The organism is Rhizobium sp. FG113, assembly GCF_057809895.1.
Genome location: NZ_JBMDKV010000025.1, coordinates 19509 through 35150, shown reverse-complemented (window position 1 = coordinate 35150; position 15642 = coordinate 19509). Strand labels below are relative to the sequence as shown.

The window sequence follows — 15642 nt, the reverse complement described above, 5'->3', positions numbered from 1 at the left end:
CAGCCGGATGAGGGGGCTGCACGGTAGGAGGCAAGAGGTGGAAGTTAGCAGCTAGGGTTGCGCCGTGGTTTTGGGCAAATAGAGGGGTCGGCATGCGGTGTTACCCCCCTCTGCCCTGCCGGGCATCTCCCCCACAGGTGGGGAGATCGCAAGCGGCTAGCGCTCGCCCAGCCCGCAACGTGGGCTTGGCGGAAACGCTAAGTTCGAGGAAGGATACCGATCGGTGCTTCCAGCCGATCTCCCCCCTTGTGGGGGAGATGCCCGGCAGGGCAGAGGGGGGTAGAGGCATCCGCTGCTCCCGATCGGGCATGTAGAGACTATCTCAGGTAATCACCGAAGGGGCGTCGCGGCCGGTGCGGGACTTGATGTCGGCGATGGTTTCGGCGGCGGCGATGAGGTCGGCCAGCGCTTCCTGGGTCTCGATGTTGTGGCGGCTGGAATCGGGCTCGTAGCGCTCGATGTAGACGCGCAGCGTGGCGCCCGAGGTGCCGGTGCCCGACAGGCGAAAGACCACGCGGGAGCCGCCTTCGAACATGATGCGGATGCCCTGATGCTCGCTCACCGACTTGTCGACCGGATCGTGATAGGCGAAATCGTCGGCCTTTTCGACCTTCAGCGGGCCGAAAGTCTTGCCGGGCAGGCTGGATAGCTGGGCGCGCAGATTGTCCACTAGGCCGTTGGCGGCTTCGGTGTCGACGCCTTCATAGTCGTGGCGCGAATAGTAGTTGCGGCCGTAGGTCTGCCAGTGCTGGGTGACGATGTCCTGAACGCTCTCGCCGCGCACGGCCAGAATGTTCAGCCACATCAGGACCGCCCAGAGGCCGTCCTTTTCGCGCACGTGGTTGGAGCCGGTGCCGGCGCTTTCCTCGCCACAGATCGTCGCCATGTTGGCGTCGAGCAGGTTGCCGAAGAACTTCCAGCCGGTCGGCGTTTCGTACATGCCGATCCCACGCTTTTCGGCGACGCGGTCGGCCGCACCCGAGGTCGGCATGGAGCGGGCGATGCCTGTCAGGCCGCCGGAATAGCCGGGGGCGAGATTGGCGTTGGCGGCGATGATCGCCAGGCTGTCCGAAGGCGTCACGAAGATGCCGCGGCCGATGATCAGGTTGCGGTCGCCGTCGCCGTCGGATGCCGCGCCGAAATCAGGGGCGTCGTCGCCCATCATCTCGTCGTAGAGTTCCTTGCAGTGAACGGGGTTCGGGTCCGGATGGTGGCCGCCGAAATCGGGTAGCGGCATGAAGTTGCGGACCGAGCCGGACGGGGCGCCGAGGCGGTTTTCGAAGATTTCCTTGGCGTATGGGCCGGTGACGGCGCTCATCGCATCGAAGGCGATGCGGAAGCCGAGGCTGATCAGGTTGCGGATGGCGCCGAAGTCGAACAGCTCTTCCATCAGCGCCGTGTAGTCCTCGACCGAGTCCAGCACCGAAAGCAGCATGCCGCCGGGCAGCTCGTCTTTGCCGATGCGGTCGAGATTGACGTCGGGGAAGTCGGCGATCTTGTAGGTGTCGATCACCTTGGTGCGCGCATAGATCGCGTCGGTGATCTTCTCCGGCGCCGGGCCGCCATTGCTGATGTTGTACTTGATGCCGAAGTCTTCGGTCGGGCCGCCGGGATTATGGCTGGCGGAGAGAATGATGCCGCCGAAGGCCTTGTACTTGCGGATCACGTGCGAGGCAGCCGGCGTCGAGAGAATGCCGCCCTTGCCGACGATGACTTTGCCGAAGCCATTGGCGGCGGCCATCTTGATCGCCTTCTGAATGACTTCCTTGTTGTAGTAGCGTCCGTCGCCGCCGATGACGAGGGTCTTGCCCTGAAATCCTTCCAGCGAATCGAAAATCGACTGGATGAAGTTTTCCGCGTAGTTCGGCTGCTGGAATACCGGGACCTTTTTACGCAGTCCCGACGTGCCGGGCTTCTGATCCTGATAGGGGGTGGTGGATACGGACTTGTTCATTTTCTGTCACTTGCCTTTCGGGGCGAGGCTTGAATAGAGGGCAGCATAGCGCTCGGCGCTTTTCTCCCACGAAACATCCGATTTCATGCCCTGCTTTTGCAATTGGGTCCAGACCTTTTGATCGGTATAGAGATGTAGCGCACGGCGGATTGCCTGCAACAGACCGGAAGCGGTCACCGGAGAGAATTGTATCCCGGTTGCCACTTTGGCTGCAAGTGCGGCGTGATTGGCATCGATGACGGTATCGGCAAGGCCGCCCGTGTGGGCGACGATCGGCACGCAACCATAGCGCAGGCCATAGAGCTGTGTCAGGCCGCAGGGCTCGAAGCGCGAGGGGATGATGATGGCGTCGGAGCCGGCCTGCATCAGGTGCGACATCGGCTCGTTATAGCCGATCGAGACGCCGATGCGGCCGGGATGGCGGGCGGAGGCGGCGAGCAGCGAGCCCTCGAGCGCCGGATCGCCGGAGCCCAGAATGGCAAGCTTGCCGCCCATGGCGACGATCTCATCGGCGCAGGCGGCGATCAGGTCCATGCCCTTTTGCCAGGTGAGGCGGCTGATGATGCAGAAGATCGGCGCGTTGTCGTCGTGCAGGCCGAAGAATTCCTGTACGGCGGCGCGGTTGGCGGCGCGGTTCTTCAACGTCGCGCCGGTGTAATGCGTTTGCAGCACGGCGTCGGTGGCGGGGTCCCAGACCTCGTGGTCGATGCCGTTGACGATGCCATGCAGCGCCTCGATGCGGCTGGCGATGACGCCCTCAAGGCCCATGCCGAATTCGGAGGTCAGGATTTCGCCGGCATAGGACGGGCTGACGGTGGTGATCGCGTGCGCGGTCTTCAGGCCACCCTTGAGGAAGCCGATATTGCCGTAATATTCCAGCGCTTCCACCGAGAAGGCCTGCGGGGGAAGGCGCAGGCCGGAGAAGATCTCGGCGCTGAACTGGCCCTGAAAGGCGATGTTGTGGATGGTGAGGATGCTGGGGAGCTCGGGCGTCGGATAGAAGCGCATGTAGACGGGCGTCATCGCCGCCTGCCAATCATGCGCATGGACGACGTCGGGGCGCCAGCCGGGCATCAGGCCGGCGGCGATTTCGGCGCCGGCAAGCGAGAGTGCGGCAAAGCGGCGCCAGTTGTCGTGGTAGTCCTTGCCTGTCGCGTCCAGATAGGGGCCGCCGGAGCGGTCGTAATAGGCTGGCGCGTCGAGGACGAGGATATCGAGCCCCTCGTGATTGACCTCCAGCACCGTTGCGGGTTCGCCCAAGAGATCGTCGAAACGCATGCGGACGACCGGGTCGCGAATGACCTTCATCACCGCGGGGTAGCCGGGCATCAGCGTCTTGGTTTCGATGCCGAAGCGCTTCAGCGCGATCGGCAGGGCGCCGGCCACATCGGCCAGGCCCCCTGTCTTTATCAATGGGAAGACTTCGGACGAAACCGAAAGAACTTTCATCGCTTACATATCCAGCTTGTCGATCATCGGCTGCGTGATGAGGCAGATCCCGCCCTCGGAGCGGCGGAAACGCTTGGCGTCGAGAACCGGGTCGTCGCCGACAACAAGACCTTCCGGAATGACGACGCCATGGTCGATCACGACATTCGTCAGCTGCGCGTGGCGGCCGATCTTTACGCTCGGGAGCACGACGGCGCCCTCAAGCTTCGAGTAGGAGTTGGCGCGCACACCGGTGAAGAGCAGGCTGTTGTTGAGCGTGGCACCGGAGATGATGCAATCGCCGGCGATTACCGAGGAGGTCGCCGAGCCGCGGCGGTTCTCGTCGTCGTGGACGAACTTCGCTGGCGGCGAAATCTCGGCATAGGTCCAGATCGGCCAGGACTTGTCGTAGATGTCGAGTTCGGGAACGATCGCTGTCAGGTCAATATTGGCCTGCCAGTAGGCATCGATGGTTCCGACGTCGCGCCAGTAGGGCTCGCGCTCGAAATCGGAGCGCACGCAGGAATTGGCGAAGCGGTGGGCGACGGCTTTTCCGTTCTTGACGATATAGGGGATGATGTCCTTGCCGAAGTCGCGGCTGGAATTCGGATCGGCGGCGTCGCGGCGCAGTTCCTCGATCAGGAACTTGGTGCGGAATACGTAGATGCCCATCGACGCGAAGGCGCTGTCCGGCTTGCCGGGGATGGCCGGCGGATCGGCGGGCTTTTCGACGAAATCGATGATGCGGTCGGTCTCATCGACATGCACGACGCCGAAGCCCACGGCTTCCATGCGTGGCACTTCCAGGCAGCCGATGGTGACGTCGGCGCCACTGTCGACATGCTGCTGCAGCATGTATTCGTAGTCCATCTTGTAGACATGGTCGCCGGCGAGGATGACCATGTATTCGACGCCGTAGTCCTGGATGATGTCGATGTTCTGATAGACCGCGTCGGCGGTGCCTTCATACCACTGCGTCTCGGAGACGCGCTGGGAGGCCGGCAGGATGTCGAAGCTCTCGTTGCGCTCGGGGCGGAAGAAGTTCCAGCCGCGCTGCATGTGGCGGATCAGCGAGTGCGCCTTGTATTGCGTGGCGACGCCGATGCGGCGGATACCCGAGTTCAGCGCGTTGGACAGCGCGAAATCGATGATGCGCGACTTGCCGCCGAAATAGACCGCGGGCTTGGCGCGTCGGTCGGTGAGTTCCTTCAGACGGCTCCCCCGGCCGCCGGCGAGAACATAGGCCATTGCATCGCGGGCAAGTGGCTGAATGCGTTTTTCTACCATTGTCTTCCTCCCACCAGTCTCAAGTCTCAGGTTCAAGCATGATAACCGCCAGCGGCGGCAAGGTCAGTGATGCAACGACGGTGCCGCCGGCGTTGACCGCCTGGACACGACCGCCATTGCCTTTGCCGCTGCCGCCATAGATGTCGGCATCGGTATTCAGGATTTCGCGCCAGCGGCCTTCGGTGGGCAGCCTGACGGCGTAGTTCTCGCGGTATACAGGCGTCATGTTGCAGATGACGGCGACCGGCTTTTCACCTGGCGACTTGCGCAGCCAGGCGAAGACCGAGTTCTCGTGGTCGTCGGCAACCAGCCATTCGAAGCCTTCGCCCTCGCAGTCGCGGGCGTGCAGGGCCGGCTTGCTGCGGTAGGTGAAGTTGAGGTCGCGCACCAGGCGGCGCATGCCCTCGTGCATGCGGTACTGAAGCAGGTTCCAGTCGAGCGAGCCGGCCTCGTTCCATTCGCTCCACTGGGCGAATTCCTGGCCCATGAAGAGAAGCTTCTTGCCAGGGTAGCCCCACATCAGCGCGTAATAGGCGCGCAGGTTGGCGAACTTCTGCCAGTCGTCGCCGGGCATCTTGGCGATCAGCGAGCCCTTGCCGTGCACCACTTCATCGTGGGAGAGCGGCAGTACGAAGTTCTCCGAGTAGGCGTAGAGCAGGCCGAAGGTCAGTTCGTTGTGGTGGTGCTTGCGATGGATAGGCTCGCGGCTCATGTAGCTCAGCGTGTCGTGCATGAAGCCCATGTTCCACTTGAAGCCGAAGCCGAGGCCGCCTTCATGCACCGGCTGCGATACCTTGGGCCATGACGTCGATTCCTCGGCGATGGTCATGACGCCGGGGTGTTCGGCGTAGATGCGGGTGTTCATGTTCTGCAGGAAGCGGACGGCCTCGAGATTTTCGTTGCCGCCATATTCGTTGGGGATCCACTCGCCGTGCTTGCGGGAGTAATCGAGGTAGAGCATCGAGGCGACGGCATCGACGCGCAGGCCGTCGAGATGGAACTTCTCGGACCAGTAGAGCGCGTTGTTGACGAGATAGGACACGACCTCGGTGCGGCCGAAATTGTAGATCGCCGTGTTCCAGTCGGGGTGGAAGCCCTTGCGCGGGTCCTCGTGCTCGTAAAGTGCGGTGCCGTCGAACCAGCCGAGGCCATGCGCGTCGGTCGGGAAATGCGCCGGCACCCAGTCGAGGATGACGCCGATGCCGACCTTGTGGGCGCCGTTGACGAAGCGGGCGAAGCCCTCCGGCTCGCCGAAGCGGGCGGTGGGGGCATAGAGGCCCGTCGTCTGGTAACCCCAGGACGGATCATAGGGGTGCTCGGTGATCGGCAGGAACTCGATATGGGTGAAGCCCATGTCGACGCAGTAGGGGATCAGGCGGGCGGCGAGCTCGTCCCAGGAGAGGAACGTGCCATCGTCGCGGCGCTGCCAGGAGCCGGCATGCACCTCGTAGATGGAGATCGGCTGACGGCGCTTGTCGATCTCGCTCCAGTGCTTGAGGTGGGCTTCGTCCTCCCACTCCTGCAACAGCTCAGGCGTGGTCACCGAGGCGTTCTTCGGGCGCAGCTCGCTGCGGCGGGCGAAGGGGTCTGCCTTGAGCGGCAAGAGCACGCCGTCCTGGCCACGGATCTCGAACTTGTAGGCGACGCCTGTCGGCACATCGGGGGCGAAGATTTCCCAGATGCCGGCGCCGGCGCGCAAACGCATGACATGGCGGCGGCCATCCCAATTGTTGAAATCGCCGACGACGGAGACGCGCTGCGCGTTCGGCGCCCAGACGGCGAAGTGGATGCCCTGCGCGCCCTCGTGCTTGATCCAGTGCGCGCCCATCTTGTCGAAGAGGCGCAGATCCGAGCCTTCTCGGGCGTAGTAATCGTCCATCGGTCCGAGAACGGGGCCGAAGCTGTAGGGGTCGGTGACGGCCCATTCGGCGTCGCCACGGCGGGCGCGATAGCGCACCGGCACCTGCTTGTTGACCGAGATGGTGCCGGCGAAGAAGCCATCGGGATGCTGGAGCGCCAGATCGCCGATCGCGGTGCCGTCGAGCGACATCGCGGTGACCTCTTCGGCGCCGGGAATGAAGCATCGGGCAACGTAAACGCTGCCCGATTTGTGGACGCCCAGAACGGCAAACGGATTGGAATGCGCGCCAGCAAGGATTGCCGCTATTTCATCTGCCGAAATTTCCCAGGGACGCTTGTCTTCGGGGGTCGCCTTCGGCGTTTTCATCCGGCTCTCCAGATTTCCTTGGCATACTGCCGGATCGTGCGGTCCGACGAGAACCAGCCCATGCGGGCGGTGTTGCGGATGGTCTTTTCGCTCCAGGCGGCCTTGTCGTTCCAGAGTTCGTCGACTTCGCGCTGGGCCTGGGCGTAGGCATCGAAGTCGGCGGCGACCATGAACCAATCGTGCGAATAGATGCCCTCGATCAGCTCGGAATAGCGGTTGCGATCATCCGGCGAGAAGACGCCGGAGCCGATGGCCGAGAGCGCTTGAGCCAGCTCGTGCGAGCCTTCGATGATGGCACGCGGGTTGTGGCCGTCGGTGCGCAGGTTGGCGACCTCATCGGCGCGCAGGCCGAAGATCTTGATGTTGTCCTCGCCGACATTGTCGCGCATTTCGACATTGGCGCCATCGAGCGTGCCGATGGTGAGCGCGCCGTTGAGGCCGAACTTCATGTTGCCGGTGCCCGACGCTTCCATGCCGGCGGTCGAGATCTGCTCGGAGAGATCGGCGGCCGGAACCATGACTTCGGCCAGAGAGACGTTGTAGTTCGGCACGAAGACGACCTTGAGCAGGCCGCGCACGGCCGGGTCGTTGTTGATGGTGCGGGCAACGTCGTTGATCAGCTTGATGATCAGCTTGGCGTTGTGATAGCTCGGCGCCGCCTTGCCGGCGAAGAGCTTTACGCGCGGCACCCAGTCGAGCTCGGGACGCGAGCGGATCTGGTCGTAGAGCGCGACCGCCTCGATGACATTCAGGAGCTGGCGCTTGTATTCATGAATGCGCTTGATCTGGATGTCGAACATCGCCGACGGATCGATCTTCACGCCCATGCGCGATGCAACCAGATTGGCGAGCGCCACCTTGTTGTTGCGCTTGACTGCCGCGAACTTCTCCTGGAAGGCGCTGTCGGTGGCGAACTTGTCCAGCGCGCGCAGCTTTTCGGCGTCGTCGAGGAAATCGTCGCCGATCGCCTCGCGGATCAGGCCCGTCAGACCCGGATTGCACTGCTGCAGCCAGCGGCGCGGGGTGATGCCGTTGGTCTTGTTGTTGATGCGGTCGGGATAGAGCTTGTGCAGGTCGGCGAAGACGGTGACCTTCATCAGGTCGGTGTGGAGCGCCGAGACGCCGTTGATCGAATGCGAGCCGACAAAGGCGAGGTTGCCCATGCGCACCCGGCGGCTGCCGCCTTCCTCGATCAGCGAGATCGAGCGGATCTCGGTGTCGGAGAAGTTCTTGGTCTTGCGGGCCTCGAGCAGAACCTTGGCGTTGATCGCGTAGATGATTTGCATGTGGCGCGGCAGGAGACGCTCGAACAACGGCACCGGCCAGCTTTCCAGCGCCTCGGGCAGAAGCGTGTGGTTGGTGTAGGCGATGGTGCCGCGGGTGATGTCCCAAGCCTGATCGAACTCCAGCCCGTGCACGTCGCAGAGCAGGCGCATCAGTTCGGCGATGGAGACGGCCGGATGGGTGTCGTTCAGCTGGATCGCCACCTTGTCGGGCAGCGAGGTGAAATCGTCGTACTGCTGCAGATGGCGGCGCAGGATGTCCTGCAGCGAGGCGGACGAGAAGAAGAATTCCTGGCGCAGGCGCAGCTCCTGACCGGCAGGCGTCGCGTCGGCCGGGTAGAGAACGCGGGTCAGGCTTTCAGCCTTGTTGCTCTCGCGCAGCGCGCCGATATGGTCGCCGGCGTTGAAGGCATCGAGCAGGATCGGGTCGATCGGCTGGGCCGACCAGAGGCGCAGCGTGTTGACGCGCTTGCCGCGCCAGCCGACGACGGGCGTGTCGAAGGCGGCGGCGATGACGCGCTCGGCGGGCTTCCAGACATAGCGTGGTTCGCCATCGGCGCCGTTGGCGACATCGACCGAGCCGCCGAAGCCGATTTCATAGGCGCTTTCGCGGCGTTCGAATTCCCACGGGTTGCCGTGGGCGAGCCAGCTTTCCGGCAGCTCGACCTGCCAGCCATCGGCCATCTGCTGGCGGAACAGGCCGTGGACATAGCGGATGCCGTAGCCATAGGCGGGCACGTCGACGGTCGCCATGCTCTCCATGAAGCAGGCGGCGAGACGGCCGAGACCGCCATTGCCGAGCGCTGCGTCCGGCTCAAGGCCAGCGATGACTGACACATCGACGCCGAGCGAAGCGAGCGCGTCACGTACCTCTTCCATCAGGCCGAGGTTGGACACGGCATCGCGCATCAGGCGGCCGATGAGGAATTCGAGAGATAGATAGTAAACGCGCTTGGCGCCCGTGGCGTAGACCTTGCGGGTGCTCTCCATCCACTTGTCGATGATGCGGTCGCGGATGACGAGGATGGTTGCCGTCAGCCAGTCATGCGGCTTGGCGACCTTGGCATCCTTGCCGATGCGATAGGTCAGGCGCTCGATGATTTCTTCTGCGAGAATTTCCGGCTTGGAACTGCGCGGTGCGGGAGAGGGGATGGTGGGCTTCGAAACGGTGGTCATCGTCAGGGCTCGCCAATTCTGTTTTGGTTTCAGTAGGTTATACGTACTTCAATCGATTTACTCACGCACTAGCGATGCAGTTTATGCACCGTTACTACGCACTTGCAACAAGGGAAAACCGGCAAACGGAAAAATTGACGCGGGGCACCCGTGGACGACGGAAAGAACTTGATTTTTATCGGCTTTCTGATTTTGATAGACCGGATTACACAACAACGAAAAGCCGCTCCGGTTTGTTCCGGAGCGGCTTTTTTGTTTTGTGGGATGGGGCGATCAGTTGATCAGGCGCGTGGTCTGGTTGGCGGCCTTGGCGCCGATCTTCTTGAAGGCGGCCAGGAGGTCGGCCATGCTTTCGGCCTGGAAGTAATGCGAGGCGTCGGTCGCGCAATATTTCAGCAGGGCCTGGCCGGTCGTGGGGGCCATGAAGGCGACGGTGTAGATCTCGATGCTCTTGGCCTTGGCGTCATCGCAGGTCTTCTTGGTGTTCGTGTCGTATGAACGGCCGCCCCACTTGTCGTTGTTGTTGTCGCCATCGGTCATGAAGACGATGTATTTCTTCGGCAGCTGTTTCGTCTTCGCCATGTGCGTTGCGTCTTCGTTGTCGTTGCCGGCCGCGTTCTTGGCCGTTAGCGATGTGAAGGCGACATTGACGGCGCCGCTCGAGTTGGTGCCCCCGTCGGCTTCAAGCGCGTCGACGTAGTCTTTTGCGGCGGCTGTGCCCCAGGCAAGCTTGCTTTCCGCATAGGTATTGATGTCATAGGACACCGCGCCCGTGCGGGCATAGATGTGTGATGGATCGGCGGTGTTCAGCTGCCCCATCAAGCTGGCAACGGCAAGCTTGAGCGCTTCGATCTTCGAGTAGTAGTTTGTTTCCGTTTTCGTGCCGGTGGCCTGTCGTGTTCCCGTGCAGGTTTTCGGCCTCCTTTGGGTGCCACACTCATAGGTATATGTTTCGGTGTATGTATATTGAGTGGTCTTGGTCGACTGCTCGGCGTTGACCGTCGATGTCGCGTAGTCCATCGAGCCGGACTTATCCAGCGCGAGGAACATGGAGACGGAGCCCTGCGTCTCGGAATAGCCGCCGGCCGTCTGGCTCGATACCCCGATCTTCGTTGTCTTGAAACCCGCGACCTGGGCTAGGCCGCTGAACTGCATCGTGTAGTTCGACGAAATGCTGACGCTGTAGCTGGTCGCGGCGCCCGAGGTCGACTTCGTCGCCGTGGCGGTCGTGGCGTCCTTCAGCTCCGTGGTGTCGGAAAGATAGTTCGCCATCTGGCCGGCGATGAAATCCTTGGCGAAGGCGGCAGCCCCTGAGGTATCGATCTTGCCGTCGGCCAGCGCCGATGCCGTGGCGAGCGCGGCGGAATCGGCCGCTTCCTGCAATTGCCGCTTCGACATGGCCGCACTGGCTACATCGACAGCGAGGCTTCCCGCGCCGAACAGGACCGGGATAACGAACGCCGTCGTGATCGCGAAATTTCCGTCCCGATTGGATATCAGCCGGGAAATGCCATTCATCATAAATAGTAAGGTGTTCATCATGCTCACCCGAATAGTTGCTTTTAAGAATGTGGCAGTGATGCGCCCAACATGTTGAGGTTGTTTTTACGGGGTTGCTTCAATTTTAACGAAATGTTGCTTTCCAACACGAATTCGGGCGGGGCTCGCCTTTCCGCCAAATTGCGTCCGACGCTGTTGCTTTCATGCATCATCATTGCGTCATGCGACGTGGCCGTCCCCGACGTTTCACGACAACAAAAAAGCCGCCCCGGATTGGTTCGGGGCGGCTTTTTCGAGCGATGAAATCGATGTTACTGCGTCAGGCGAACGTAGTTGCTGTCGGTAGCAGTGCAATCCGACGAGATGGTGTAGAAGATGTCCTGACGATCCCAACCACCGCCGTCTTCCCAAGCGTGACTTTGCGGCTTCGCGCAACCGAAGTATTTTTCCAGCGGGAAGTTGATGCCCTGGGGCATCTGCTTGCCGTCGACAAACAGGTAGTTGCTGGTGTCCGGATTGTCGGTTCTGAGTGTGTTGTTGTAGGAGAAGTAGCCGGAGTATTGGCTCTTGTTCTTATCCTTGGGGTCGATAACGTTGCAGGTGACGTCTTTCTTGCTGTTGACCGTCGCATAGGCGCCGAGCGGGCAGCCGTCGGTCTTGATGTCCATCTTCAGAACCAGCTTGGTATATTTGCCGAGATCGATTGCTCCAGAGGGGCTCATGACCTTCGTACCCTGGCCGCTATTAGTCTGCGTTGTCGGTTGATAGGTATAAGTGCCGAGTACGACCTCAGCGGTCGTGTCCGGGCGCACGACGATGATCGAGACGACCTTGTACCAAAAGCCTTGCGCATTGGTCGGTGTCAGCGTGATTTTTTGCGGCTTCATCGGTGCGATTGCTGCTGCGTCGGCACTGATCGGGATCGAGTTGTAATTGGCGATCTTCATCAGCGAGGTATCGACCGCTGCGCTCAAGGCAACCTTGAACGTCCGTCCATCGGCGGTCATGCTCGATTTGACATTGCTCGGCATCTGCGCGGAGTAGCCCTTCAGGAAGGCCTGGGCCGTGGTGGTGGCTGCGGCAAGATTGGTACCGTCGAAGATCTTGCCGCCTTCGAGCGCGGTCGCGTCGGCAATTTCCTGCAGATTTGTCCTTTGCGCGGACGCATTGGAAAAATCGATCGCAGCGCCGCCCGCCAGAAGCAGCGGGGTGGCAATCAACGCCGTCACCATGGCGAAGTTGCCGCCACGGTCGTTCGAGAAGCGGGAGATAGTGGTCTTCAGCAGGGACAAGGCGCGCATCATGTTCACCGAGATGGTTTTGCAAAGTATGCGAATATCCTTGGACCATCTTCATTTAGCTCAGCTTTATGAGTCTGATCTAATTTTATCGATTTGTCGCTTTCTCGTGCGCTTTCGTTCGATGTCGGCCTCCGGCCCTGCTTCATCGGCCGTACTTCACAGGCACTACTTAACCGGAATGACATCCACCGCCTGCACGGCGCGCTGGCCGCCATAGCTCTTCAGCACGCCGATGACGGGGGCGACGTCGGAGTAGTCGCGGCCGTAGCCGACGACGATGTGGTCGGTGCCGGCGGGGATGTTGTTGGTGGGGTCGAGTTCCACCCAGCCGGTGGTCTCGCCGCACCAGACGCGGACCCAGGCATGCATGGCGTCGGCGCCTTCCAGCCGCTCCTTGCCCGGCGGCGGGATGGTGCGCAGGAAGCCGGAGACGTAGCCCGCGGGTATGCCGAGGCTGCGCAGCGCCTGGATCATCACATGGCTGAAATCCTGGCAGACGCCGCGCTTCAGCCGGAAGGCCTCGGTCGGCGTGGTGTCGACGTTGGTCGCCTCGGCATCGTATGTGAAGTCCTTGTGGATCGCGGCGCAGAGTGCTGTCGCGATTTCGAGCACGGTCAGCCGGGGCTGGACGACGCCTTGGGCGTAGTCCGAAATGATGGGCGTTTCGATCAGGCGCGGGCTGTTGCCTAGGAAATGATGCGGGGAGCCCGGCTTCAGCGACCAGACGCCTGCGATCTCCTCCGGCAGATCGGCGAGCACGGGCGAGAAATCGGCCGTGATCGAGTGGCTCTCGACCTGAACGCGGGCGTGCATGCGGATGTCGAGCTTCTCGTGCGGCGCGCGGACCATGAAGGAGGTCGCGGGGTGCTCGAAGAAATCGGTGAAATTCGACTGCTCGTCCGGCGTCGGAGAGACCTTGATGGAGCCCGCGATCAAGCGCTGGCGATCGGGTAGCGAGAGCGGCAGGAGGCGCATGATGTGGCGGGCGCCGGAGGCCGGCCAATCGTAGCTATAGCCCATGTGCAGCGACAGATCGTAGAGCACGTAATCACCCCAGATAGGTTTGCGCGAGGAGATCGGAGAGGTTCTCGAGCTCGCGTTCGAGGCTGCGATAGACGTCGTCGGTCATCGTCTCGGGCGTCATGACGGCGAGGCCGGAGCGCAGGCGCATGGATTCGCGGTAGAAGGGCGACATCTGGCCGTTGTTCAGCGCATTCGGCAGCTGTTCGACCTCGCGCAGGATCTCGTTCATCTGGAAGAGGATCGAGCGCGGGTTGAGCCCGTCGAGCGCAAGCAGGTCTGTGACGGTCAGCCGCGCGGTGTTGACGTTGTAGCGGCGGCGGTGGGTCATGACGCTGTCGCCGATCTCGAGCAGCATGTCCAGCGCGCCATCGGGCGCTTCGGGGCCAGCCATGTGGCCGAGCAGGCGGGTCATGTGCAGCGCGCGCTCGATATGGCGGCCGAGCGACAGGAAGCGCCAGCCGGTGAAGCGGTACATGTTTTCATGCACGAGACCGGCGAAGCCCGCGAGCTTGCGCAACAGGATCGTCATCGCATGGCTCGCGTCGTCGCCCGGCGATACTGTCGCGTGGAAGCGGCGGGCGGTCTTGGCGAGATCGGTCAATGCCAGCCAGCCATCCGGCGAGAAGCGGTCGCGGATGTTGCTTGCCGAATAGACGGCGCTGTCGATGTTGCGCAGCAGCGTGTCGGGCACCGCGTCCTCGGTGTCGATATCGACGGCGGCGAGATAGGCGCTGACATCGGCCAGCAGCGGCTGGCTAGGGTCGGCGGCCTCGGCGAAGCGGGCGTGCCAGGCGCGCAGGATGCGCAGCGCCCCTTCGGCGCGCTCGATATAGCGGCCGAGCCAGAAGAGATTGTCGGCGGCGCGGCTGGGCAGGCTGCCCGGCATGTTGCGGGTGAAGCTCGCCTCCGTCGGCAGCAGCGTGTGGCGCTCGACGGGCTTGTCACTGACGATCCAGACGTCGGCGGCGGCGCCACCCGATTGCATGGCGATTGCTGCCACGTCGTCGCCGGCGCCGATGCGGGCGAAACCGCCGGGCATGATCTGCCAGCCGTTCTTTGTGCGGGCGGCGAAGACGCGCAGCGACATCGGCCGCGGCACCAGCTTGCCGTTCACCCAGCTCGGCGTGGTCGAGAGCGTCACGGCTTCCTGGCCGACGAGCTTGGGGCCGTCGGTATTCAGCCAATCGCCGATGGAATCGCGGGCGGTGGCGCGCAGGGCCGAGCCGAGCACGGATTCGCCGTTGTCGTCGAAGAAGGGCGCGCGCGAATAGGCCGGGCCGATTACCATCTTCTCGATGTTCTGGGCGACATGGTCGCGTTCGCTCTTCTGGCCGCACCACCATGTGGCGATGGACGGCATCTTCAGCTCCTGGCCAAAGAGGCGGCGGCAGATGGTGGGCATGAAGGCGAGCAGTGCGCGCGTTTCGATGATGCCGCTTCCGAGCGCATTGACGATGGTGACGCTTTCGGCGCGCAGCGCTTCCACGAGGCCCGGCGTGCCGATGTGCGAGGTCTGGTTGAGCTCAAGCGGATCGGCATAGGCGGAATCGAGGCGGCGCCAGAGCACGGTGATCGGCTTCAGGCCGGAGACGGTGCGCACCATCACCTTGCCGTTGACGACAGTCAGGTCCTCGCCCTCGAGCAGCATGAAGCCGAGATAGCGGGCGATATAGGCGTGTTCGTAATAGGTCTCGTTGGCGGGGCCGGGGGTGAGCACGGCGATGCGGTCGTCGCCGCTGTGCTTCATGCCCTGCAGTGCATCGCGGAATGCGCCGAAGAAGGAGGCGAGACGATGCACCGGGGTTTCCGCGTAGATGTCGGAGAAGGCGCGGGTGGTCGCCACCCGGTTCTCCAGCGCGAAGCCGGCGCCTGATGGGGCCTGGGTGCGGTCGGCCAGGACCCACCAGTTGCCGTCGGGACCGCGTCCGACCTCGAAGGCGCAGAAATGCAGATAGTGGCCGCCGGCCGGCTTGACGCCGACGAGCGGGCGCTGGAACTCCGGATTGGAGGCAATCAGCGCCGGCGGCAGCACGCCATCCTCGACCAGCCTGTTGTCGCCATAGATATCGGCGACGATCGCTTCGAGCAGATCAGCGCGCTGGACGAGGCCTTCCGACAGGCTCTCCCATTCGCGCTCGTCGATCAGCACCGGGATGGGGGATAGCGGCCACGAGCGCTCGGCGCTGCCGGTGCTGCCATAGGCGCGGTAGAAGACGCCGGCATCGCGGAGATAGCGGTCGGCGCGGGCGAAGCGCTCGGTCAGGTCCTTTTCCGGCATGCCGCTCAGATGCGCCATGAAGCGCTGCCAGACCGGACGGATCGCGCCGTTCTGGTCGACCATCTCGTCGGCGACGCCAGGCGGCGGGCGATAGCCGAGCACCGCCTCGTTGCCGATGCGCTCGCTCTTCTGCTGCCGCAGCTCTCTTGCCGGTTTCTTGCCCATGGACCCCTAGTCTAATGCGT

At 62.8% G+C, this 15642-nt stretch carries 9 protein-coding genes; all 9 read right to left on the bottom strand.

Features of this window, described 5'->3' with window-relative positions; genetic code table 11:
* Nucleotides 1–322: 322 nt before the first annotated feature.
* The 9 genes from ACODTZ_RS32425 to ACODTZ_RS32385 all read right to left on the bottom strand — a co-directional run bounded on the left by ACODTZ_RS32425 (nucleotide 323) and on the right by ACODTZ_RS32385 (nucleotide 15622).
* Nucleotides 323–1954: an alpha-D-glucose phosphate-specific phosphoglucomutase gene (locus ACODTZ_RS32425; protein WP_111563428.1), complete on the bottom strand. Its 1632-nt coding sequence runs from the start codon at nucleotides 1952–1954 to the stop codon at nucleotides 323–325.
* Nucleotides 1955–1960: 6 nt separating this feature from the next.
* Nucleotides 1961–3403 carry a glycogen synthase GlgA gene (glgA, locus tag ACODTZ_RS32420; protein ID WP_047509604.1) on the bottom strand — a complete coding sequence of 481 codons (1443 nt, stop codon included), beginning with the start codon at nucleotides 3401–3403 and terminating at the stop codon, nucleotides 1961–1963.
* Between the two features lie 3 nt (nucleotides 3404–3406).
* Nucleotides 3407–4669 (bottom strand): glucose-1-phosphate adenylyltransferase, encoded by a 1263-nt coding sequence (glgC, locus tag ACODTZ_RS32415; protein ID WP_018899809.1) that lies wholly within the window; start codon nucleotides 4667–4669, stop codon nucleotides 3407–3409.
* A 19-nt stretch (nucleotides 4670–4688) separates the two neighbouring features.
* On the bottom strand, nucleotides 4689–6896 hold the full coding sequence (gene glgB, locus ACODTZ_RS32410; protein ID WP_489030963.1) for a 1,4-alpha-glucan branching protein GlgB: 2208 nt from the start codon (nucleotides 6894–6896) through the stop codon (nucleotides 4689–4691).
* Nucleotides 6893–9355, bottom strand: coding sequence for a glycogen/starch/alpha-glucan phosphorylase (locus ACODTZ_RS32405; RefSeq protein WP_489030961.1), 2463 nt, complete (start codon nucleotides 9353–9355; stop codon nucleotides 6893–6895). The genes glgB and ACODTZ_RS32405 overlap by 4 nt, the downstream gene beginning before the upstream one ends.
* 273 nt (nucleotides 9356–9628) lie before the next feature.
* A complete protein-coding gene (locus ACODTZ_RS32400; protein ID WP_047509597.1) occupies nucleotides 9629–10894 on the bottom strand; it encodes a pilus assembly protein TadG-related protein in 1266 nt (421 codons plus the stop codon).
* A gap of 272 nt (nucleotides 10895–11166) precedes the next feature.
* Nucleotides 11167–12156, bottom strand: coding sequence for a TadE/TadG family type IV pilus assembly protein (locus ACODTZ_RS32395; RefSeq protein ID WP_247750411.1), 990 nt, complete (start codon nucleotides 12154–12156; stop codon nucleotides 11167–11169).
* Between the two features lie 165 nt (nucleotides 12157–12321).
* Nucleotides 12322–13200, bottom strand: a complete 879-nt coding sequence (locus tag ACODTZ_RS32390; RefSeq protein ID WP_489030958.1) for a transglutaminase family protein — start codon at nucleotides 13198–13200, stop codon at nucleotides 12322–12324.
* 4 nt (nucleotides 13201–13204) lie between these two features.
* Nucleotides 13205–15622 carry a circularly permuted type 2 ATP-grasp protein gene (locus ACODTZ_RS32385; RefSeq protein ID WP_209235580.1) on the bottom strand — a complete coding sequence of 806 codons (2418 nt, stop codon included), beginning with the start codon at nucleotides 15620–15622 and terminating at the stop codon, nucleotides 13205–13207.
* Nucleotides 15623–15642 lie beyond the last annotated feature (20 nt).